The following is a 23,099-nucleotide window of genomic DNA, read 5'->3' on the forward strand; positions in this document are numbered from 1 at the left end:
CCGGCTCATTGTCGTCGAATGCGGTGGCCGACCGTCGCGGGCGCGAAAGACCCGAGTGACACCTGTGTTCCACGGCCACCGAGAGGTATCGGGGCCGTAGGCCATGTGTCAGCCTCCGGGCGGCTGGCCTATGGATGGACACGTTCGTAGAGAAGCTCCTCCACCTGCCACATCTCACGCTCCACGGCCTCGGTGAGGTTGGCGTCGTCGAAGAAGACGCCGAACTCGACGTTGTTGTGTTCGGCGCTCCACGAGAGGTTCGCGCTGGTGACGAGCAGGAACCGGTGATCGACCGCGAGGAACTTGGCGTGGTTGCGGACATAGCCGCCGTCGAACTCCGTGGTGCGCAGCACCGTGCCAGGGTTCAAATGGGCCGCGACTTCGTTCGTGGTCGGAGACCAACGGTTCGGCGCCTGATCGGCCGCACGAGCATCGAGGTAGACCCGCACCGTGACCTCCGGTCGGCGTGCGGCGTCTCGTAGCGCGCCCCACAGGCCGGAGGACCGTTGGAAGTTGTAGGTCGAGCAGGTGACAGAGCGTCGGGCCCCTTCCACCATGTGCACCACGGACCTGGTCAACGGGCCGCTCTTGGCCAGGTGACCGGGCATAGTCCAGATCGGGTTCGCGGCCGTGGGGGCAGCGCGGGCGCCTTCCACCGCGCGCAGTACCGCCACGGCCGATCGCCGATCCGCCGGTCCGAAGCCGGCGGGGGCCAGTAGGGCTCGCACCTCGGCCCGGCGTCCCCCGGACAGAGCGCGCAGCGCCGCGGTCAGGGTCTGGCCGTCGTCCAAGCGGTCGGCCAGCGCGCGGGCCTCGGTTCCCGACAGCAGCGTCCCGAGCTGGTGCGCTGCCGCGGGGTCGAGAGAGGGGAAGGGCTCGTGGGTGGGGCTATTCGGGGGATGGGAAGAAGCCAAGGTCGCTCCCGGGCAGGTTGATCAGGAATCTCCGATCGAGGAAGCGATTGGCGCGCTCGCACGAGGTCTCCGAGGCCATCGCGCAGCAGTGGCAGGCGGCGCCGTGCAAGAAGTCCTCCGGGTCCTGCGGCGTGCGCATGGCGCAGATCGGGTCGGAGGGGCAGCGGGTCGCACGTCGCAGGGCGGCGTTGAGCACCCGCTCCAGGCGGTCGGGCTCACTGAGCTGCACCAGCCCGCCGAGGGTGCCGTCGCTGTCGGAGGCGGTGGTGCACACCAGAAGCCCTGCCGCCGGGTCGCGTCCCTCGTCCTCTGGCCAGGCATAGATCCGCTCGCTGAGACTGGCGGCGTTGTACCCGCAGGTCATGGCCATCTCTCGGATCAGCACGTGAGCCAGGGTGTGCACCAGCCAGTAGCGCGGCGCTTTCAGCCGGGTCTCGGGATCCACGCGCGCGGCGGTCTCGGAGAATCGGCGGTAGAAGTTGCGGGTGTGGGACTTGCGGTGGGCCCGCCACAGCTTCGAGTCGCGGACACGCTCCTCCCACGCGGCCACGGTCGGCTCGTCGAGCTTGAGGAAGATGCCTTCGCCGCGGTCCTCGGTGGCCACGGTCCATTCCGGGCGGGTGCGAGTCAGCGGGACCAGTCGCTGGGGCAGGTCTCCCACCCGGTCCATGTCGTCGATGCGGGTGAATCCGAGGAGCGCGTTGACCTTGCGCAGGGATTCCACGGCCAGCACCTGGGAGATGGAGGCAGGCAGGTCCTCTCCCCGTTCGCGCGGGGACAGCACCAGGCCGCTGGCGTCGTCGGTGTGGTGTTGGCCGATCGGTTCGTACTGCAGATAGCGCCATTCCGGCACGAGCAGGTCCACCGGGTCCCACTCCCGGATGCGCTTCTCCTGGTCCTCGGCGGAGGTCTCGGGCTGCAGCGCCGCATCGACACTCTCGCGCAGCTCCTCATCCGAGAGTTCGTCGACGTCGAAGGCGATTCCCTGCTTGCCCCGCAGCACATCGCGCAGGATCTCGGGGTCGTCCCGATACTTGGCGAGGCGCTCGCCGAGGACGCGCCGGATCTGGTCGGCGCGATCACCGGCCCGTTCTTCCGCGGATTCGGGCATGACGATCACCGACTGGGTCGCCGGAAACCACAGGTTGGAGGCGCCGATGAGCATCAGATACGTCTGGGCCCGGCAGCCGCCCGGATCGAACGCATCCAGGTGCGGGTGCCGCCCCCGACACCGCGGCAGCTTGGTGCGCCCCACCTCGCCCTGGGCCTCGTTCATCGGGCGCCGCAGCCCACAAGAGGCACACTCGACGGTCGCAGCGGCGACCCACCCGGACGTGTGATCCACCATCTTCAGGGCCGGGAACTCCGCCTCGGAGCATGACCGACCGCGGTGCACCCACACCTCGTAGGGGAACTCGTCGACGTGTCCGTCGGGGCAAGCCAGCAGGTAGCGCGCGGGCACTGCGCTGCGCCGGGCGGCCCTGGCGGAGCGGCTCCTCTTTCCGCCGCGGGCGGTCGTGGCGCGACGCCCCGGGCACTTCTCGTGTTCGAAGGTGGCCAGGTCGGTGCGGTAAGGGTGAGTGTTGCGGTACTGGAACTGCGCGAGGCCGCCGAGCATGTCGCAGCCGGTACAGCGCAGCCACTGTGGGAAGACCCGGGCCGGCACGCCCAGGTCGCTGCCCTCCACCGACAGGCTGGCCTTCTTCGGTTGCCACGGGAACGGCCGCAACTGAACGTCGGGCGAGCGCAGCAACATCCGCACCGCGTCGCGCAACCGGGGCGCGTGGATCTCGGGGATGCCGTCGCGGCGGCGCCAGATCCGGTCCCACTCGTCCAGGCCGCAGGGCATGACGGTGAATTGCGGCAGATCCATGATCGCGCCGGGACCGTAGGTGTAGAGCAGCGACGACGGCCGCCCCGAGCCCACCTTGGCCCGGTTGTGCTTGGTGCCCTGCTTGGCCTCTTCCTCGATGTCGCCGAGCGGGTCCACCTGCTGGGAGGCGTCGTAGGCGAACCGGAGGGGCGGGGTCGGTTCTGCGGTCACGATTCCTCCTCGGCCTCGGGCAGCTCCCACTGTGGTGTTCCCGGCGGCTCACGGTAGACGAGGCGTTCGGCGATCGGGCTCACCAGCAGGTTGATCTCCGGCTGCACCTCGCGCATGGAGTTGGCCACCGTGAACGGAGGCGCGTCCCGACTTCCGGCCGCGGCGCGGGCGTTTTCGGCGCTGATCATCAGCGGCCCGTATCGGGACTCGTCGGGAAGTCGCTCATAGACCAGCGTCTTGCGCAGTCCGGCAAGGTCGCCGCGTCGCTTGATCCACTGGTCCAGGCGGTTATGCAGGCGCTGACGGGCGCGCTGGGCGGTGTGCTCGGCGCGATCGGCCGGTGCGGCCCGGGCGATCCGGTGCACCAGGGTGTCGATCAACTCGGCTGCGAACTCCCGTTCGGTCTCGATGCGTCCGGCGCCGTCTTCCGGCGATAGTCCTGCGGGCTGCTCGGCCTGCAGGACCCGAGCTGCGCTGACCAGAACCCCGTCCAGGCCGCGCTCCATCGCGGTCTCGGAGAACGGGGTCACCGACAGGGCCTCGACGCGGGCGTAGAAGGTCTCGTGGTAGTGGCGGAATTGCTCGAAATGCGCCAGATCGCGGGGGCGAGCCCAGTTGCCGAGGGTGACCACCAGGCCGGGACGCTCGCCGTCGCGGCCGACGCGCGAGGTGGCCTGGATGTATTCAGCGGTGTTCTTGGGTTGGCCCACCACCAGCATCAGCCCGAGCCGGCTGACGTCCACCCCCACCTGGAGCATGGAGGTCGCAAGGATCGCATCGAAGGGATTGTCCTGCCGACCTCGTGTGCGGGACTGCGGTCGCCCGGCATCCGCAGCTTGGGCGCGATCCCTTTTCGCGGCGGTGGAATCGATCGCCGGGTCGAACCGCACCGCCATGTGGTCCAGGGTGGCGGTGATGTCGGAGTTGGACACTCGCGAGGTCAGTTCGGCGGTGTGCAGGGCGCCGAAGTCGGTGCCGGTGCGGCGTGGCAGCTTCGACCAGGGCCGTCCCTTGGCGAGCGTGGTCTGCACGTCATCGCCGAGGAATCGGGCCATGCCGGCCAACTCTCGGGTGGCGCTGAAATAGCCCACGAGGGACATGTACGGGTCGGCGGCCACCCCGGAGGAATCCAGGAGCAGCTGGCCGGAGGCCATGAGGACTTCGGCGATCCGGATCTCAGCGGTGGTCAGCCGCACGCCGGTGGTGCTGATACCGACGTAGCGGCGGCCGGGCGACTGCGCAGAGACCGGGACCTCCTTGGCGAAGAAGGTGCGCCCGGCATCCAGCACTTGGGGCGGGAAGATGGTGAGGTCTCGCCCGTAGAGGGACCGCACCTGTTCGGCGGCGTTGCGCGCGGTCGCGGTGGAGGCCACCAGGAGCGGTCGCACCGGTCGGCCATCGGGGGCACGCCAGGAGCACAGGACGTCGATCGCGGCCTCGAACAACCCAACCGTGGTGCCCAGGGCTCCGGTGATCAGGTGCAGTTCGTCCTGGATGATCAAGTCCGGCGGGCGCAGCCGCGGACTGGAATGAACGGCCGCGGCGGGCATCCCGTTTTTCGCCGGATGCTTGCTGCCGTCCTGCACAGCGCAGTGCCGGTAGTCGGGGTGCACGTAGCCGTGTCGATCGCAGCGTTGGGACACGCGGCCGAACAGGGCGGCGGCCTCCCCCTCGCGGGCCAGGCGGGCGAACTTGTCTACAGTCGCGATGACGAACGCCGGGGCGAGCCGGTAGATCTCCTCGTCCACGGCGAGCACGGGCAGACCCTCGCCGGCGGACCCGCCTTCGGAGAAGGGGCATTCGGCCAACTCGTCGCCGCAGAAGACCCGCACACGACGTAGGGCGTCATCGCCGCGCACGTTGCTTCCGGTGATCGGGGTGCCGCACCACGGGCAGCGCTTGAACTGCAGCACGGTCAGCCGGTGGCCGCGCCCTTGGTTGGCTTTGGCCAACTGCTCGTGGGCTTCTTCGTAACGCTTCGGGCTGACGTCGGTGCCCACCCACAGCCCGATCCGGAACGGCTCGGTCCCCCAGGTCGCCGGGTCCTTGGCGCGTTCCAGTTCCGCGGCGCACACCAGCGCGGTGGCGCGCTGGAACTGCTGGGAGGTCAACAGCCGCAGTGTGTAGCGCATCAGCACCGCGACACCCGCGCCACCGTCGAGCGGCCCATCCGGGCTGGCCAGCACACCCTGGCGTCGGCGCACCGCGAAGGCGTAAGCGGCGAGCCCCAGGTAGGCCTCGGTCTTGCCGCCGCCGGTGGGGAAGAACAGCGACTGCGCCTTGGCCAGGTCGCCGGAACGCTGCGGCGCGGCGGGATCGGTGAGCATCGGCAGCTGCATGAGGATGAAGGCGAGCTGGAAGGTGCGCCACGAATGGGCGCGGCTCCCCTTGTCGTCCAGCACGATGGTACGGGCGCGTCCGGCGTCCACCTGCGGGTTCTGGGCGCGATACTCCGCGACCTGGGTCTGGATACGCTGGTCGGCCATCACCCGGTTCATGAACCGGAAGCAGCGCAGCGCCTCCTCGTCGGCCAGCAGATGCTCCAGCCCTTCGGCGAGCTGGTGCTGTACCCGGCGCGCCTCGGTGACCGCGTCTTCGGCTTCCGAACGCAGGTGCTCCGGCAGTTCCGCGGCTCGGAGCTGCTCGCCGTCCAGCCAATCGCGGTAGCCGTGCACGATCGGCTCCAACCCCGCCTCCAGCTGACCGCGATCGGCATCGGCGAGCCGGATCATATCGAGCAGAGCGGCGTCGATCTCCTCCGCGGCGGTCTGCGGAGTCTCACAGGTCGGCAGCCAGGTGGTCCACACACGGCGGGCCCGGCGGGTGCCCTCGGCCTCTTCCCAGTCCACCGAGCAGGTGCGTCCGATGGCGAACTCCAGCGTGTCCCGGTACTGCAGATTCAATCGCCGGAGCTCGTCGTCACTCTCCTCCTGGGGATCGGTGACCACATCGGTGACCGGGAGGAAGGCCGCATCGTACTCGGCCTCGACTGCCACCTCGGTCTGATAAAGCCAGGCCTCTACCGGGATCTTTCGCGGGGTTTCCCGGTCGTTGCACAACGCCACCTCGATCAGCCGGCGCCCGCGCGGCTCGTCGTCGTGGCGGTCCACCCGCAGCACCACCTCGTCCTTGAGCGGAAACGCGGCAGTGCTACCGGGCACAAGGTCGGCGATCGGGACCGTGACCGCGGCCTCGACCGGGGTGCGCTGGTAGCGACGCTTGCGGGATGCGGCACTGTGCTCGCCGTCGTCCTCCACACGCTGGTAGACACCCCACGAGGCGGTTACGGTCACGGCGTCCAGGTCAAAGGGAATCTGGAAACGCAATCCCATGGACGCCGGGATCATAAGGCCGCGTTGCTGAGGCTGGTCCTCGGCGGCCGCACCGTCGCTGTCGCCGTCGGGCTCGGCGCTGCTGTCCTCAACGGGCGCCACCGGCACGCCGCGGCCGCTCTCGGCCGCGGTCGCATCGCCGATGTCAGCGCCGGGGCCGATTTCCGCCGAGTCGGGTGGGGCGTCGGCCGCTTCGCCGTCCTGCGGATCTTCCGCACTGTGGGCCAACCGGACCGGGGCGATACGGCCGATCATGTAAGCGGCGTCCGGCGCCCCCTCCAGCACCTCGTGTGACCCTCCGGCCGGGCCGAGCAGTTCGCGCCCCAGGATGTCGGCCAGGTTCTCCCGCGCGGTCCAGGATCGGTCGTCGGGTTCGTAAGTGAGCCGGTAGGGCTCGCGGCCGCCAGGGCTGGAGTTGGGGGCGTCTCCCGGGTTGCGAGGGGGTTGGGGGGCAGGCGTGGTCATGCGCCCTCGCCTTCGTTGTCGGCACTGTCTTCGGCGTCGTCCGGGGGCGGCGGAGCCTCTCCCTGGGCGGCGGCTCGGCGGTGGTTCTCCTCCAACAGCCGATCCAGGATTTCAACCCGGGCCTCGGGGCCAACCGTCCAGCGCAGCATGCGTCGGTAGGTGTGGAAACCGTGCTCCAGCGGCACATCGTCCCACCCGTAGGCGACCATCACCGCTTCGTCCAATTCTTTATGGATTTGCCGCAGCCATGATACATCCGCATCGGCGGAACCTTCTACATCCGGATCATTGACGAGATTATAAATCTGCGTCAACCCAAGCCCACGGCGCAACATGATTTCTCGGCGATCGAAATCTAGAGTCGCCCCAATTGTATCAAGAAAATCGTATGGTTTTGGCCGAGGGAACGTCAAAAACACATCAGAGGGTGAATAGTTAATGTCAGTACGCATTGTTGATCCATATTTCACCGCCCAAATTTGATGCAAGCTTGACGACAATACGGCCTGATCCGAAAAAGAATCCGTCGCAAATACACCAAGCTTATGACTGAACACTTGACCGGTCGGAACCCGCGCTGGCATCACCGTCTTACTAACGAGAGCAATGGCGAGCACCTCATCCATTCCAGAGATCGCTTTGCGCATAGCCCTCCCTGCCCTATAAAAGAGCCACCAAGGTGCCGTCCGGGCAGCTTTTGTCCTAGTCGCCCGATCGGCTTTAACTCGGTTGAGAACACGCTCATAAGGAAGACTGTACTGTCGCGCTTCAGCCTCACTGCGCTCGTTGAAGTCAATAACCCATCTCGGTGCTGACTGATCTGGCCGAGAGTTAATATCTTCGCCGTTTAGATAGGGAAAGAGAACGTCCGAGTTCGCGAAATCCGCAACTATCCAGGATTGAGCCTCTTCAAAATCAACAATAAACCCTTTACCAAGAACAACAGATCCCTGGAATGCGATATTCGCGTTCTCTGTCAGTCGTGCAGGATCACCTTCCACCCGACCAGCGGGTTCCAGCAAGCTGGAGATGCGCTTCACGGCCAGGTCATCAGCCACACGGAGCGCTTCCGGGGCGATGGAACGGCGGGTGCCCCAGACTGCGGCGAACTCCAAGTTCGCTGCAGCAGCTGGCCAGGACTGGCTCTGGATCGCGCGAGTAATGGTGAAACCCTTATCCACCATTTGAGCGAGTCCGACTTCACGAGTGTCTCCCTGAGCAACAGTATTGGTTGCGATCAGGCCAAGGGTGCCCCATTCGGTCAGCAAGGACATAGACCGCAGAAGGCAGTAGCCCACGAGGTCCGCACGTCCGCGCCGCCCGTTCGCCAGAATGTGAACGAACCAGTCTCGCATATTGGTGCCCAGGGCCGCAGTGAGCTTTTGCCCTCCCAAGAACGGCGGATTTCCGACTACTGCGTCGAAACCACCGCGTTCGATCACGTCTGGCACGGCCAAAAACCAGTGCAGCGGCTTCCAGCGCTCATAGTCGGTTTCCACTGTGGGGCTCAGCCCAGCCGAAAGGAGCTCTTCCAGTAGCGCTCGGTTCGGTTGCTCATGTTCGGCAGGGTAAGCGCGGGCGGCAGCGAGGCGCAGGTTCTCATAGGCTTCGTTGAGCTTCTTGCCAGGCTTTCCACCGTGGCGGAGCCCGACGGCTACTACTCCGTCGGCGAGCTCAGCGAGCTGGCCAGTGAGCTCTTGGTACTCCCGCCACTGACGACGCTTGGTGGCGGCCGAACGCTGAGGGTCATCGTCACTGACTTCGCTAGCCAGGCTTCTCCGCAACGCTGCGGCGCGCCGAAGCACTCCGTCGACGTCGAGCTGCTCTACGCTGCGCTGGTCGGTCCCCATCTCGAACAGCCGGCCCTGGTCAGCTTGGGCCGGCTCAATGTGCAGGGCCTTGAGCTGGCTGGCGTCCGTGAGTCCCAGCAGGGAGTTGCCGTGCAAGACCTTGTCGTCAACGAAGGAAAACGGCAGCTTGGGATCAAGCGAGACCAGCCACAGCGAGAGCTTGCACATCTCCACGGCCATGCTGTTGATGTCGGCACCGTAGAGACACGTGGCCACCACCTTGCGGAGGGCACGCACGTACAGCTCGTGTGCGCTGCCCGCAGCCACCCTTTCGTCGCGCCACGCTTCCACCAGTCGGCCCGCCAAGTAGCGGGCGGCGGCTACGAGGAACGCACCGGAACCGCACGCGATGTCGGCGACCTTGAGGTCCAGGATCTGCTCAGAGGACAGCAGTCGCCAGGCGGACTCGTGGGAGGTGTCGTGCGGGCCGGGGCGGTAGACCAGTGGCTCTAGGGCGTGCCGCACCACCTTCTCGGCCAAGGGACGCGGGGTGTAGTGCGCACCTGCGGTGGCACGGGAGGGGGTCTCCGCCACTAGGACGCCACCGGGGTGCACGACGAACGGACGGTTGCGCAAGTCGCGGCGGATGATGCCGACAAACGGCCTCAGCCGCTCGCGCAGCGCCGCATCCTGGGTGACATCGCGTAGTGCCCGCTCTGCATCCTCGGGCTCGGAGCTCAGCGCCTTGTCCAACGCCACTTTGGTGCTCGGCTTGGCGGCTGGCTGGTTGTCCTTGACCCAGGCCAGGATGGCGCTCGCCAGTCCGGTGCTGCCGGTGTGTCCGGAAGCGAGCTGTCGGAGCTGTGAAAGCGGCATCTCCGGCTCCTCACCGGAAGCCCCGATCAGCCCAACGACGACCTCGTCGGTTTCTTTAGTAGTGTGACCAAGAAGCCCTTCGTAGATGTAACCGATCTGTTCCACGTCGATGTCGCGGAACGAGATCCGCCGCGCCGGCTCTCCGCGCAGCTTGGCCATCTGTACCGAGCGCAGCACCTCCAGCATCACCCGGTCACTGACCGCGATGGACAGGGCGCCGGCCTCGCTGCGGGCGGTGAGAAACGGGAAGCGTTTCGGGTCGAACAGCGAGCCGCCGTAGGAGGGCAGCCGCAGGTCCTCGAATGACGCTCCCCGGTACAGCGCCTCGGACGTGGCCAGCAGCCGGTGCCAGGTCAGGCGGGTGGAATCCAGCGCCTGTGAGCCTTCCTCGTGCTCCCGCCGGTCCAGCTCGTCCAGGCGTCCGGCCATGCCGTAGCCCCGAGAGAAGAGCTCGTTTTCGGGGAGCAGGCCGCGTTCCTCTGCGAACAGCAGGAACACCACGCGCATCATCACCGTCACCGCGGCGTCATAGACCTCGGCCCGGTCGTCGGGCAGCGGGTCGGGCTCGCCGCGTTCCACCGTGGCCAACGCGCCCTCCGACAGTGCCTGCACGAGCAGCTCCACCGCGCGGCGCACCTGCACACCGAGGGCTTCGGTGATCTCTTCGGCGGCAGCGACCGATTCTCGGAAAAGCGCTGGCAGTCGGTCTTCCGGCCTGCCCCCGACCAGGCGTTTGCGCTGCAGCAGTTCCAGGAAGGCGTTGCGGGTCTGCGGTTCCTCGATCCAGGTCTGGGCATCGACGATCCCGGAGGCGACCATGGTCTGCTCCTGGGCGCTGACCAGGCCCCACCAGCGGCCGTCGGTGACGACCCCGATCGAGGCCGGTCCGCGTCGCAGCAGTTCTTCCATGCGGTCGATGGGGCTGGCTGCCCATCCGTCCTCCAGCGGATTGCGCAGCGAATCCACCGGATCGACCACGAGCACCAGAGCGCCGACCGTATCGCCGTGCACCAGCGCCCCGGTCGGGCGGACGGTGACCGCGTGGTTGGGCGAGGTGGCGGTAGTGGCAAGCGCGGGAGTGTCGGGGGCGGTCGTGTACCCCTCGCCCCAGCCGATGACATCGCCGAGCACCACTTCGATCCAGGTGTCGCGCTCGGCGCGGTAGACGTCGAGGGCGGCTTCGTGGTCGGACTGCCCGCGGGCGCTGTCCCAGTGCTCCCATGCCTTTTCGAAGGTGGGTTTGGCATCCTTCAGCTGTGCCAGAGCGTCGGATCCGGGGGCGGGCATGCCGTGGGGCCAGACCCGCTTCAGTGCGGGTACCGACAGGAACGGCCCGTCGGTGTCCACCAGCTCGAGCCAGGCGCGGTGCAGCTCTCGAGCGTCGGGGGCGCGGTAGCGGCGGCTCATGATTCCAGCGCTTCCTTGCGTGCGTCGTCCGGGGTGAGGGCGAAGACCACGGCGGCGGCCGAGACGTAGGGGCGGATGTCGGTGTAGCGCTCCTGGATCGCGGCGGTCTCGCGCTGTTCCTCCCGCTCCAGGTTCGCCAGCCGGTCTTCCATTGCCCGCAGGTCGCGACGCCGCTGGTGCTGCTGGTCGTCGGGGAAGAGCGTCTCGTCTTCGACGCGGATTTCGCGTTCGAGCCGCTCGTGGGATTCGTTCAGGTTGCGGCGGAAGGCGGCGAAGATGTCGCGGACGCGGTCGGTGTCGTCTTGCCGGCGGGCCTGCAGGGCCTCGGTCACCTTCTCTTGACGGGTCTGGGCCTTGCGCTCCATCGCCGCCAGCAGCCGTGGCCGCAATCGCGAGTCCGGGGAGCTCCACATCCGAGCCAACGCGGCGCGCAGGTCGGGATCGGCCACGGCCAGGTCCTGGGCGTCCAGGGCTTGCTCCAGCACGGCTTCGGCCTTGGCCTCGGCCAGGGCTTGGCCGCGCATCCGGATGCCGGTGAGGAACACTTCCTCGTGCAGGCGCAGCCCGCCGCGGCCCACCAGCACCAGGCGGGAGGCCGCGGCCACGCACGACTGCGGAAGGTCTTCGACTACGACGGCGGTGACGCGGTGCACCGGGGAGTCGGAGCTGAACAGCGCGCTGCGAAGGGTGCGTGCCGCCTTCTGCATCAGGGCGTGGCCGAGGTGGAGGTGGACGAGGTCGTCGCGCCCCTCCGCGGCGTGGTCGTCGAAGGTGACCGGGCGCCACACGTCCGGTCGCAGCCGGGTGTCCAGCCCTTGCAGAGCGGGCTGCCACGCCGGTCCTACAGCGGGGATGCGGAAGACCGGGGCATCGGTGCGCTCGTCGCCGATCTCTTGCAGCGGCGGCTGGGCGGTCAGCTGCAGGGCAGTGTCGACCACCCGACGCGCGTTGTCGGGGGTCAAGTGCATCTGGGCCTTGCGGTCTTCGTAGGTGCGCGACAGCTCGGTCAGGCGCCGGTTGAGTTCCCGACCGCCGGCCAAAGCGCGGGTGATGATCGTTTCTCCGCTTTCCGCGGCATCGGGGCGAGAGCGCCCTGCCGAGCGGGCCGGGCTGAAGTGCTGCTGCACCTCCTGATCGATCACCTGGTTCACCGAGCCGAGGTCCTGGGCCACCGAACCCACCTTTTCGGCGATTCGGCGCAGGAAGTCCAGGTCCGCCGCGTAGGTCTGCGAGTCGGAGTCCGGGGCGAAGTGGTAGATCTGCGGGGTGTGGCGCTGGCCGTAGCGGTCGATACGCCCGATGCGCTGTTCCAGGCGCGAGGGGTTGAAGGGGACGTCGTAGTTCACCAGCCGGTAGCAATGCGTCTGCAGATCGATGCCCTCCCCGGCCGAGTCGGTGGCCACCAGCACCCGTACACGATCATCAGCCGGCTCCTCGGCCGGGTCGCGGGTGAACCGTGCTCGGATGTCCTCGCGCTCCTCCAAGGGAGTGGAGCCCTGGATGGTCGCCAGCACGTCGCGATAGCCGCGCTGTGCGAGCACCCCTGCGATCCAGTCGAGGGTCTGGGCGTACTCGGTGAACACCACCACGCGCTCGTTCGTCCACGTGGTGTTGTCCGGACGGCAGACCGCGTCGAGAAACCCGATCAACGCCTGCAACCGGCTGTCCGGGCGGTGCTCGAACCCGCGGCCCCACTGCACCAGTGCCCGCACGTCGGCCGGGGCTGCGGCGCCAAGCGGATGGTCCTTCTTGCTTTGGCGCAGGGCGGTGAATTCGGGGTGCTCGTCGCGGCCTTCCTCTTCGTCGGACTGCTCGCTCCCCATGACTTCCTGGTAGTAGCCGTCCGGGTCCTCTTCGGCCGTATGGGGCAGCCGGCCGGTGGCGGCGGACTGCTCGTAGAGCTCCAGGGTGCCGGCGAAGGACCACGGGCTGGACAGGAACCGCTTCTTGAGCAGCATTCCCACCAGGTCTCCCGAGCCCTGTGCGCGGGTGCGGGCGCCGGCGTCCAGCACTTGCTGCAGCAGGGCGAAGTGCCGCTGCTCGTCCTCGCCGGGGGTGAAGGGGATGGCCTTGAGCTCGCGAGTGGGGAACTCCTCGTCGGGGACCTGGGACTTGAGACGGCGCACCGCCACCTCGTTCAGCGCGCGTTCGTCCAGGAGCGCGCCCCGGCTGAACCGGCGGTCGTCGATCATCTCCATCAGCGCGGTGAAGGACTCGGAGTATCCGTTGTGCGGGGTTGCGCTGAGGAACAGGCGGTGTTCGCACTTCTCCGCCAGAGCACGCGTGGCCAGGGTGCGCTTGCTGTCCACCGCATAGCCGCGGCGCCCGCCCGCCGCGGAAGGGCTGGACGGTGCGACGTGGTGAGCCTCGTCCACGATCAGCAGGTCGAAGGCGAACCGTCGCGCGGTGTTTGCGTCTCGGACGTCGGCGTAGACCTCGCGCAACAGGCGCTGCGCGCGCAGGGTGGGCAGCCACGCCATACTCACGATCACCCGGGGGTAGAGCCGGAACGGGTTGGCGTTGAGGCCGTGGGTGCGCCGGAGTTGGGCCATGAATTCGCTGTCCACCAGCTGGAACTCCAGGCCGAACTTCTCGCGCATCTCGTCGCGCCACTTCAGCCGAAGGCTCGGGGGGCACACGATCACCACCGAGCGGGCGCGGTGGCGCAGCAGTAGCTCCTGGGCGACCAGGCCGGCCTCGATGGTCTTGCCCAGGCCCACGTCGTCTGCGAGTAGGAGGTTGGTGCGGGCGGAGCCGAGCGCGCGCCGCAAGGGCTCGAGTTGGTAGGGCTTGATGTCGGCGCCGCTGCGGAACGGGGCCTGGTAGGAGTCGGTGTCGGCGGAGGTGACCGCGCCCCAGCGCACCGCGTCGACGAACGCCGCCAACGTGTTGGGGTCGTCGAAACCGTCGGCGGTGATGGACTCGGGCAGCCCTTGGTCGGGGGCGAGGGTGTGGCCGACCTCCAACTCCCATACCACCGACAGTTCCTCGCCGAGGCGGTCCTCCTCCAGCGACTGCAGGGCCACGACGTGAGTGAGGCCCGGCACGCCCTCGTCGGCGGGGCTGCGGGGCAGGCCCTGTCGGCGGACCTCGGCCACGGCCCAGGTCGAGCCGCGCACGTTGACCACCTGACCCGGCTCGGGGACTTCCGGCATGGCGGGAACCCCCGTACCGCTGTCATCCACCGCGGTCTCTTGCGACGCGACTGCCATCTCGATCCGACCCTTTCACGCGCACACTGCGGACCGTCTTCTCAGGCCCTGACGGCGATGTGGGTCCAACCCTAGGGGAGCGACCGAGGTCGGGGAGCTATGTGGAGGACGGGATATGAGGGCGCTGTGCACGCCCCGGCGGAGACCGGGCTGCCATGCCAACGTGGCCCGTCGGTTGCCATCGGGCTGAATGAGGACGTTGCACGGCTGAAGGCCACAGTCCATGCCACCGGACGTCTGTTCGGCGCGCAGCAGCGGCGCAAGCCGTCTGGAGTCGCGGCCTGTTCCAGCCAATCGCCGTCTTGAACGCCGGAGGCATGTGATGATCGGCGCTAACGGCATTCGCCCCGAACCGATCCGTTGTGCTGCTGCTTCACGTCCCGGTTTCGGACCACGTGCTGATGATGTAGCGGGCCAACATCGAGGGCGTCGACGGACAACTGGGTGTCCCTGGTGGCCACCTTGCGCGAGGTCGCCGAAGAGGTGGGCGTGGACGTCGAGCCGAGCGATCTGGAGTACGGCCACGTCGCCCACCACCGAAACGCTCAAGGCGAGACCCGCATCGGGTTCCTCTTCACCGCACGCCAGTAGGCGGGCGAGCCGGCCAACAATGAACCCGACCGGTGCGCGGGCCTGCGCTGGGTCGAGCCCGACTCGCCGCCCCCGCCACGATCCCCTACACCGCTGACATCATCCGCCTCACACAAGTCGGCGAGCCCTTCTCCGTCCACGGGTGGTGACCAGCGGGGCTTCCCTAGAGCCGCTCGGGGGTGGCGATGCCGAGCAGGTTCATCCCGGTGCGCAGGGTCTGGCCGGTGAGTTCGCAGAGCATGAGTCGGTTGCCGATGATCTCGGCGCTGGGTGCTTTGAGGACCGGGCACTGCTCGTAGAAGGTGGTGAAGGCCGACGCCAGGGCGAAGAGGTAGGAGCACAGGCGGTGCGGCTCGTAGGTGGCGACGACGTCCCGCAGTGCGGCCCCGAACTCGTCGAGGAGCAGGCCGAGATCGCGTTCGGCCGCCTCCAACGGCAGGTCGGGGCCGGCCTGCGGGCTTTGGTCGGCTTTGCGCAGGATCGAGCGGATCCGTGCGTAGGCGTATTGGAGGTAGACGCCGGTGTTGCCGTTGAGCGAGACCATGCGGTCGACGTCGAAGATGTAGTCGCGTGTGCGCGAGGTCGACAGGTCGGCGTATTTGACGGCTCCGATGCCGACCTGGCGGGCGCGTTCTTCGAGTTCGTCCTGCGGCATGTGGGGGTTCTTCTCGGTCACGACCGTTCGGGCGCGGTCGACGGCTTCCTGTAGCAGCTCCATGAGGCGCACGGTTTCGCCCGAGCGTGTTTTGAAGGGGCGGCCGTCGGGGCCCAGGACCGTTCCGAATGCCAAGTGCCGCGCGGAGACGGGCTCGGCCAGCCACCCGGCTCGGCGGGCGGTCTCGAAGACCATCTGGAAGTGCAGGGCTTGGCGGGCGTCGACGACGTAGAGCAGTTGGTGGGCGCCGAGGTCTTTGGTCCGGTAGCGGATGGCGGCCAGATCGGTGGCGGCATAGCCGTAGCCGCCGTCCTTCTTCTGCACGATCAGCGGGGTGAGTTGGCCGTCCGGGCCGGTGATGTCGTCGAAGAAGACGCACAGTGCCCCGTCGGAGCGCACCGCCACGCCGGTGCGCTCCAGCTCCTCGCTGACCTCGGCGAGGTAGGGGTTGTAGAAGGACTCGCCGACGGTGTCCTCGTCTGTGAGCAGCACGTCGAGGCGTTCGTAGACGGCTTCGAAGTAGACCTTGGACTCGGCGACGATACGGTGCCAGGCTTCCACGGTCTCGGCGTCGCCGGCTTGGAGCTCGACGACGCGGTGGCGGGCGCGGTCGGCGAAATCGGGGTCGGTGTCGAAGCGGGCGCGGGCATCGCGGTAGAGCCGGTTGAGCCGCGACATGGAGGCGTTGGCCGCGTCGGCGTCGTCGGTGGCCGCGTCGGCGTCGTCGGTGGCCGCGTCGAGTTGTTCGGGGCGTTCGCGCAGGTCCTGGATCAGCATCCCGAATTGGGTGCCCCAGTCGCCGATGTGGTTGTGGCGAACCACCGTCTCTCCGCCGGCCTGGAGGATGCGCACGACCGCGTCGCCGATGATGGTGGAGCGCAGGTGCCCCACGTGCATCTCTTTGGCGATGTTGGGCTGGGAGTAGTCGATGACGGTCGTGCCGGCATCCTCCAGCGGCGCGACGCCCAGTTGCGGGTCGTGGGCGCGTTCGGTTGTGCGTTGGCCGATCGCGGCGTCGCTGAGGGTGATGTTGATGAAGCCGGGGCCGGAGACTTCGGCTGCGGCGATGGTGGGGCCGTAGTCGAGACGGGTGAGGACCTGTTCGGCGAGGGCGCGCGGGTTGTGGCCCAGTTTCTTGGCGAGCCCCAGGAGGCCGTTGGCCTGGAAGTCGGCCCGGTCGCTTCGTCGCAGTTGCGGGTCGATGTCGCCGGCCTCGGGGAGGGCGGCGGCGATCGCCTGCTGGAGGCGGTGGTGCAGCTCGTCTGCGACGGAGAGGACTGTGGCCATGAAGGGGCCGTTTCTATACGAAGGTCGGTTCGGGATGACGGGGGCTCGCTGAGCCGGTGCCAGTGTAGCGACGCCGCTGCCGCCGGATGTGGCTTCGCGCAGCTCGCCCGGGTGCGGCGGCCAGTGGGCTGGCCTGGGCGCCGTGATTACCCGCCGCCGGCGGGCAGCGGGTGGCGTGTGAATCGGATGGTGTGCATTCCGGCCGGGACGGCGACGGTGCCGTCGTCGTGCTGGTAGCCGGTGAGGAACGCGGTCACGGCGCGGTGGATGTCGACGGCGGCGGTGAGGGCGGGAAACCCTTTGAAGTGTCCCTGCATGAACCATTGGTGGGCGTGACCCGGATCCGGGGCCCGCATATGCCCGCGGTGGTGGGTGGTGGTCACGGTCCCCGGGGTCTGGGCGAGGTGGTCGAGCAGCAGGCGCAGGGTGAAGTCCCGGCCTGTTCCGGGGAAGGGCGCGATGGTCTCCCACAGTCGGGTCACGAAGCGTTGTTCGTCGGAGGCGGGGTCGAAGAAGAGCACGAGGAGCTGGCCGGAGGGCGTGAGTAGGTCCGTGAGGGCGGTCAGGAACGCCGTGGCGTCTTGGGTCCCCTGCTGGAGGGGTTTGGGCGTGATCTCGGTGCCGGTGTTGGTCTCCAAGCACGCCAGCAGCGGATAGTTCAGGCACCAGCAGGCGGCGATGAGGTCGAAGGTGGGCCGTGGTCGCTGAGCGCGGGCCGCGGTGACGAACGATCGGGCGTCGGCGTGGACGGCATGAACGTTCGGGTGCCGTGCGCGTGTGCTGTCCAGCATGGCCGGGTTGCTGTCCAGGCAGGTCACCTCGTCGGCGTGTGCGGTGATGGTCGGGGTCATGCGTCCCGTGCCGCAGCCGATCTCCAGGGCTCTTCGGGGCCGTGGGCGAGGCAGGGCGGCCAGTTCCGCGGCGAGGAGTTCGTCGTCGGTGTGCCCGCCGAATTCGTAGACCGGCAGGAGGAGGTCGTAGAGACCGTGCTGTTGGTAGATGGCCTCAGCCATGGCTGACGTCCTCCGTGGCGGGTGTGGGGCGCGGGATCTTGTGGGAGTGCAGGAGACGGCCGGTGCTCTGCACGGTTATGGATCGGGGTGGCAGGTCGAGGCGGTCGGCCGCCCGCGTGCGCAGGGCGGCGATACGTGCGGGGTCGGTGCGGCCGTGCAGACGGATGCGCACGTGCCCGGGGGTCGGGTGGTGGATGTAGGCGCTTCGGGTGCCCAGGAGAGGCCCGATGTGGTCGAGGACGTCGCGGGGCCAGGCCCCGTTGATCGGGTGGTCGTCGGCGCGGCCGAGCAGGCGCAGCCGGCCGGAAGCGTCGATGCGGCCGATGTCGGAGGTGACGAGGCCTCCTGGGTGGGGCGGAGGCGTGGAGCCGGCGAGGGGGATGCCGACGACCGGGGTGTGCAGCGCGATGCGGGGGTGGCCGTCGCGTTCGGCGATGCTGGTCTCGACGTGGGGCATGGCGGTGCCGACGGTGCCCAGTGATCGTTCGTGGGCTTCGCGGTCGAAGTGGGTGAGGCTTCCGGTCTCGGTGAGTCCGTAGCCTTCGCGCACGTCGGCGATGTGTTCGCGATAGTGGCGGATCGTGGCTGTGGAGAGCGGGGCGCCGCCGGAGTCGATGAGGACGTTCTCGGCGAGTCGCCGGTGGGGCGGGGCGGCCAGCAGTACGGGGTTGCCCAAGATGATGCAGCGGTCGTGCTCGGAGGCCAGGCGGTCGGCGTCGGCGAAGGCCGCCTGCGGTGAGGCGGCCAGGTGCAGGCGAGCGCCGAGGTTGGCGGCCAGGCACAGCCCGGCGATGAAGGCGAAGTTGTAGGCGATGGGCAGGTGGGTGACGATGACGCTCGCTTCGGTGGCGGTGTAGACGTCGGCGTACCAGGTGGCGAGTTGGTCGAGGTGGTGGGCCGTGAAGGCGTAGGCGCGTTCGCTTCCCGTGCTGCCGGAGCTGTAGAGGGCGACCCGCCAGTCGGTCTCGCCTGCAGGGGCGCCGATCGTGGTCGGTGCGGCCGACAGCGCCGATGCCGGTGGCGTTCTGCGGCCGACGCCGGCGGGTTGGAGGATGATCGGTTGGCCTTGGGCCAGTGCCCATGCTGTAGCGCAGGCCAGCGCCCGTTGGTCGGTGCCGGAAAGGGCGATCGGCCGGTGTTGCGGGGTCGTCGGCAGGGTCGAGCCCGTCAGGCGCCGCCCGAGGCCGCGGGCGGATGTGGTGGGGGTGTCGCCGGTGGAGATCGCGAAGTCATGCATGGTGCCACATCCGCACAGCCGGGGTCGGAGGGGGCGTGGTGAGGAATGCGGTGGCGCACTCGGCCGCGTCGCGTGCCGCGGGCGCGGGTTCGGGTCGGGGTGTGTCTCGTGGGGTGCCCATGGGGACTCCGATATCGGGCAGGCGCATCAGCAGCAGGGGCATGGCCTCGTCGTCGGCCACCGCGTGGCGTGCGCCGTCTTCCAGGGCCGCTTTGCTGGCTGCGTAGACGAGTGTGGCCGTGGTGCTGCCTCCGACGACGTCGCTGGAGATGACGGCGACCGGGAGAGGAGACGCCGCGGCTCGGTGGGTCGCGGCTGCCGCCAGCAGGCGCAGCTGCGACAGGCAGTTGGTCCGCATGCAGGTGTCGAAGTCGCTGTCGGCCAGGTCGGTGAGGCTGCGTCGACTGTCGATGCCGGTGGCGAGCACGACGCCGGTGATCGGCGTGGAGACGGCGCTGCAGGCATCGGCTATTCCGCCGTGGGTGGACAGGTCGGCACTGATGAAGGTGTCGGAGGGGCGCAGCCCCGCGGGGCGGCTGCGCGACACGGCGATGATGCGGGGGAACGCGGGTTCCAGGTGCGCCAGCAGTATTTGGCCCAGCGTTCCGCTGGCGCCGGAGACGAGGAGTGCCGTCACTGTTCCCCCTCCAGCACCAGGCGGCCGCTGTGGGCGTTGAAGTGCAGGGTGAGAAGCCGTATCGGCAGGTCCAGCAGGTCGATGACGGCTCTGACCTTGCCTTGTTGGACCTCGTAATAGTCTTCCAAGACGTTCAGATGCGTGAGGGTTCCGGCGTCGAGGACGGATTCGACGAGTCGGCACACGCCGGGATCCGGCGCTTCCGGCGCGGTGACGTCGGTGAACAGCATGTAGAAGCGCTCGAGCCGGCCGATCTTCTCGTCGTGGTCGCCGGCGGCGTCGAGGATCCGGCAGGCGTGTTCGTGGACGCCGTCGGCGAGGTCGAAGCGCTCGCGGAAGTAGGTGTCGAACCGGGCGGGAGCACTCCGGTAGACCAGCAGCGCCGTTTCGAAGAAGACGCACCCGGTGGCGTTTTCGCCCGGCACGTCCTCGAACAGCTCGCAGTGGTTGCCGTTGTCCAGGGTCAGGAACATGTTGTCGCCGCGTCGTCGGCAGCGTTCGGCGAGCCCGAGGGTGTGCAGACGTTGCCAGAGGCCGCAGGCGATGCTGCGGACGATGGGGCTCGACTCGGCGATGAGGTGCATGGCGGCCTCAGGGAAGTGGCGCTGCAGGAAGGTGCGGTAGTCGGCGGGGCGCAGCTTCACCAGCACGTGGTCGTCGTCGACCATCGGGGTGAGTGTCGGCGCGGGCAGACGGTTCCGGTTCAGGGCTTCCACTGCGGCCGCGCCGAGTTGGGCGCCGAGCTCCTGGTCGATGTCGAGATCGCGGTCGAGGTGGACGTGGCCGCATTCCATGCTCGCGATCTGCGAGCCGCTCCAGGCTGCGAACAGGCGCTGCGCCTGCTCGCGCATGTGCGTCGCCGAGACTGCGGTCCTGGCCGGCGGGACCAAGGGCGGAGCGACCCATTCTGGCTGGGTCGCTTCGGTGACGGTCAGCCGCCGGTCCGGGTGGAGCCGCACCTTTACGCCGTGGGCAGTGACGTGTTCCGTGCTGGCGGCGTCGGTGTGGACCCTCGGCAGATGCTGGAGGCACCAGTCGAGGGGCGGCTGGTCGGTGTGGATGAGGTGCCCACCGGGGTGCGACCACGCGAGGCTGCTCGTTCGGGTGTCAGACGTGGTCTCGACCAGGGCCACGTCGATCCAGGCGCGCACCGGAGTGGCGACGGCATAGGCCCACACGGCCAGCGCCGCCTCGGCCGGGGTCAGATACTGCAGCAGTGCGCTGCAGAGGTAGGCGACTTCTTTCCTCGTCCTGCGTCGCGGTGAGGACACGCAGAGCAGGAAGTCGCGCTGGGCCGGCAGCCACACCGACGTGTGCGCGGTGAGTTCGTGCTCGGCCATGCGCGGTTCGCGAAGCTGCGGTGCGGGACGGCGAGCGCCCCGCTGACTCAGCCGTGAACGCACCACGATGAGCAGTTCAGACAGGACCTTGAGGTCCTCGGGCATGCGGTCGGAGTTGCGCAGGCGACGGACCGCCTGATCGGCGTCGGTATCGTCCAGGCCGAGCGAGCCGATGTCCACGATCCGGGAGAAGTGCACGAGTTCCTGCTGCAGCTCGCTGGCCGCAGCGACCTCCAGCAGCGGTGCCCGCCCCGTCTCCAGGAACGCGGCCAGCACATCGACCGCGTCGTCGGTACCGGTCGACGGTGCCCGCAGGGTTTGCCAGCAGTCGCGGGGCACCGCGTCGCCATGCAGGAACAGCAGAGCCGACACCCGGGCCAGGAGCCGCCGGAAGGCGGCATCGACCTCGGCGTCCGGCAGCTCGCGGGTCGTGCGGTGTTCCAGGGCGGAGTAGGCCGCCAGCAGTTCCCGCTGGAGCCCGCTCCCCGCCCGATACGTAGAACTCTTGATCATCCTCGCCCCTCGTCTAACTCGATGCAGGAGCAGACTAGTCCCGTAAACTAGCAAGGAAAAGGAATAGTTCGCTTACTCGTGCGTGGCGTGGCGGGAGCGGCGGGGCTCAGGCGTGCTCGCGGGCGAGGTCGGCGAGGAAGTCGCGCGCGTGATCGTCGTAGATCGCGCAGTCGGCGAACATCGCGAAGAGCGTGAGGTGGAAGTCCACATCGCGCGGGTCGGTGAGCATGCGGTGGGTGGTGAAGCTCTCCACCGAGACCTCGCGCTCGTCGCGGACGGTGAACCCGCTCTTGGGGACCTCGGGGACCTGCGTGCGCCACGGGATCACGCCGATGGAGACGTTGGCCAGCGTGGAGAGGTTGGCGAGGCGGTCCATCTGGGCCGACATCGTCGCCGAGTCCCCGATGCGCCAGCGCAGAGCCGCCTCGGTGACGACGAAGGAGAATTCGCGCTCGGGGTCGAACAGGCTGGATTGGCGGCTCAGGCGCGCGGCGACCGCTTCGCCCACGTCCACACCGGCTTTGGACAGCGGCTGGCTGAAGACCACGCGGGCGTACTCGGCCGTCTGCAGCAGGCCGGGCACCATGCTGGGCTGGAAGGTCCGCACCATGGCGGTGGCGGTTTCCTTGCGCCGGATGTCCTCCTGGACCCGGTGCAGTCCGCGTTTGCGGAGCATGCTCAGGGAGCGGTAGCGGTCGTTGAGCTGTTCCGCGCGCACCTCCAGCTCCCGGCGCTTGTGCTCGGGGGCGCGGTAGACATCCAGCAGCAGGCGGACATCGTCGCGTGAGGCGGTGACGCGCCCGGTCTCCACCTTGGAGACCTTCGACTGGCTCCAGCCGAGGCGCTCGGCCACAGCGGTTCCCGACATACCGACTGCCACGCGGAGCCGGCGCAGTTGCTCGGCCAGCTCCGCGCGTTCACGCTCGAAGGATTCCGGTGTCGACATCAGCTCCGGTGGTATTCGGGGTGCGCCTCCCAGTACTCGGTGAAGCCTACGGCGTTGGCCAGAGCAAGATCACGCTGGGCGCGGTAGTGGGCGAGGTCGGGAGCACTCAGCAACTCCGGGTGGAGGAACTCGCCGTCGTCGCGGTAGTGCATGAGGACGACGTCGGTGTCGTCGAAGATCCAGAAGTCCTCGTCGATCAACCCCTCCGGGCGCGGCCGCTCGGCGGTGTCCAGCAGGAAGACCCGGTCCCCGCAGCGGGAGTTGTAGGCATAGCCCCACTCCATCTCATAGCGCAGGTAGTCGGTGGGCGGGCCGGTAAAGACGTGCACCCGCGAATAGTCGATGCCGCGGCTGGTCTGCTCCGCCACCCGCTTCATGTACGGCGTCGGTTCGCGGTCTTTGGGACACGGCTCCCCCGCCAGGTAGGCACGCAGCTTGTCGGCCTCGGAGACGGGGTTGTAGACCGGCAGCGTCTCCAGGCGGAACACGCTGGAGGTCGCGTTGCGGAACAGCGTCCCGAAGTCGCTGGACTCAAGAACCGGCATCGAAGCTCGTCAGCAGCTCAGCGGGGACCTCCACGGCGGCCTCGCCGGCCGGCAGCCCCAGCTCGGCCAAGGCGTGGGCATCGCTTACGGCATAGCCCTGCACGACCACCGTCCCTCGGTCCGTCGCATACAGCGTCGGACAGTTGTCGTCCTCGCATGTCCCACCGATCCTGCGCAACTCCACGTCCGCCTCCTGACTGAGACAACCTCTTCAACACGAATATTCTTACATGTAAGTACGGTTCGGGAATAGCCGTGGAGTCAGATCCCGCTCACTGCGTCCTCGATGCACTCG

General features: G+C 68.3%; 14 protein-coding genes. 1 reads left to right on the forward strand and 13 read right to left on the reverse strand.

The window, feature by feature from the left end; genetic code table 11:
* Positions 1-128: 128 nt before the first annotated feature.
* From drmC to drmD, 5 genes are read right to left on the reverse strand one after another with little or no spacing between them, the layout of a single operon-like run.
* Positions 129-914, reverse strand: coding sequence for a DISARM system phospholipase D-like protein DrmC (drmC, locus tag EKD16_RS21485; RefSeq protein WP_131100824.1), 786 nt, complete (start codon positions 912-914; stop codon positions 129-131).
* Entirely contained in the window at positions 889-2,958 is a 2,070-nt protein-coding gene (drmB, locus tag EKD16_RS21490; RefSeq protein ID WP_131100826.1) for a DUF1998 domain-containing protein, read from the reverse strand. The genes drmC and drmB overlap by 26 nt, the downstream gene beginning before the upstream one ends.
* Positions 2,955-6,755, reverse strand: a complete 3,801-nt coding sequence (drmA, locus tag EKD16_RS21495) for a DISARM system helicase DrmA (protein ID WP_131100828.1) — start codon at positions 6,753-6,755, stop codon at positions 2,955-2,957. The genes drmB and drmA overlap by 4 nt, the downstream gene beginning before the upstream one ends.
* On the reverse strand, positions 6,752-10,828 hold the full coding sequence (locus tag EKD16_RS21500) for a DNA methyltransferase (protein ID WP_131100830.1): 4,077 nt from the start codon (positions 10,826-10,828) through the stop codon (positions 6,752-6,754). The genes drmA and EKD16_RS21500 overlap by 4 nt, the downstream gene beginning before the upstream one ends.
* Positions 10,825-14,040, reverse strand: a complete 3,216-nt coding sequence (drmD, locus tag EKD16_RS21505; protein WP_131100832.1) for a DISARM system SNF2-like helicase DrmD — start codon at positions 14,038-14,040, stop codon at positions 10,825-10,827. Before drmD ends, EKD16_RS21500 begins: the two co-directional genes overlap by 4 nt.
* A gap of 453 nt (positions 14,041-14,493) precedes the next feature.
* On the opposite strand from drmD, the gene EKD16_RS25510 reads away from it, so the two are divergent.
* Entirely contained in the window at positions 14,494-14,631 is a 138-nt protein-coding gene (locus tag EKD16_RS25510) for an NUDIX hydrolase (RefSeq protein ID WP_165498628.1), read from the forward strand.
* A 163-nt stretch (positions 14,632-14,794) separates the two neighbouring features.
* Here EKD16_RS25510 and argS read toward each other — a convergent pair whose 3' ends face one another.
* The 8 genes from argS to EKD16_RS21540 form a co-directional block, all read right to left on the reverse strand.
* Positions 14,795-16,573: an arginine--tRNA ligase gene (gene argS, locus EKD16_RS21510; protein WP_131100834.1), complete on the reverse strand. Its 1,779-nt coding sequence runs from the start codon at positions 16,571-16,573 to the stop codon at positions 14,795-14,797.
* A gap of 146 nt (positions 16,574-16,719) precedes the next feature.
* A complete protein-coding gene (locus EKD16_RS21515; RefSeq protein ID WP_131100836.1) occupies positions 16,720-17,586 on the reverse strand; it encodes a class I SAM-dependent methyltransferase in 867 nt (288 codons plus the stop codon).
* On the reverse strand, positions 17,579-18,823 hold the full coding sequence (locus EKD16_RS21520) for an AMP-binding protein (protein ID WP_131100838.1): 1,245 nt from the start codon (positions 18,821-18,823) through the stop codon (positions 17,579-17,581). The genes EKD16_RS21515 and EKD16_RS21520 overlap by 8 nt, the downstream gene beginning before the upstream one ends.
* A complete protein-coding gene (locus EKD16_RS25515; protein ID WP_165498629.1) occupies positions 18,816-19,460 on the reverse strand; it encodes an SDR family NAD(P)-dependent oxidoreductase in 645 nt (214 codons plus the stop codon). The genes EKD16_RS21520 and EKD16_RS25515 overlap by 8 nt, the downstream gene beginning before the upstream one ends.
* Positions 19,457-21,313, reverse strand: a complete 1,857-nt coding sequence (locus tag EKD16_RS25520) for a hypothetical protein (RefSeq protein WP_165498630.1) — start codon at positions 21,311-21,313, stop codon at positions 19,457-19,459. The genes EKD16_RS25515 and EKD16_RS25520 overlap by 4 nt, the downstream gene beginning before the upstream one ends.
* A 106-nt stretch (positions 21,314-21,419) precedes the next feature.
* Positions 21,420-22,259 carry a helix-turn-helix domain-containing protein gene (locus EKD16_RS21530; RefSeq protein WP_131100842.1) on the reverse strand — a complete coding sequence of 280 codons (840 nt, stop codon included), beginning with the start codon at positions 22,257-22,259 and terminating at the stop codon, positions 21,420-21,422.
* The gene (locus EKD16_RS21535) at positions 22,259-22,804 is read right to left on the reverse strand and encodes a DUF6879 family protein (RefSeq protein ID WP_131100844.1); all 546 of its coding nucleotides are present in this window, start codon (positions 22,802-22,804) and stop codon (positions 22,259-22,261) included. The genes EKD16_RS21530 and EKD16_RS21535 overlap by 1 nt, the downstream gene beginning before the upstream one ends.
* A complete protein-coding gene (locus tag EKD16_RS21540) occupies positions 22,791-22,988 on the reverse strand; it encodes a hypothetical protein (RefSeq protein ID WP_131100846.1) in 198 nt (65 codons plus the stop codon). The genes EKD16_RS21535 and EKD16_RS21540 overlap by 14 nt, the downstream gene beginning before the upstream one ends.
* Positions 22,989-23,099 lie beyond the last annotated feature (111 nt).

The sequence above is a fragment of the Streptomonospora litoralis genome (genome assembly GCF_004323735.1).
GTDB lineage: Bacteria > Actinomycetota > Actinomycetes > Streptosporangiales > Streptosporangiaceae > Streptomonospora > Streptomonospora litoralis.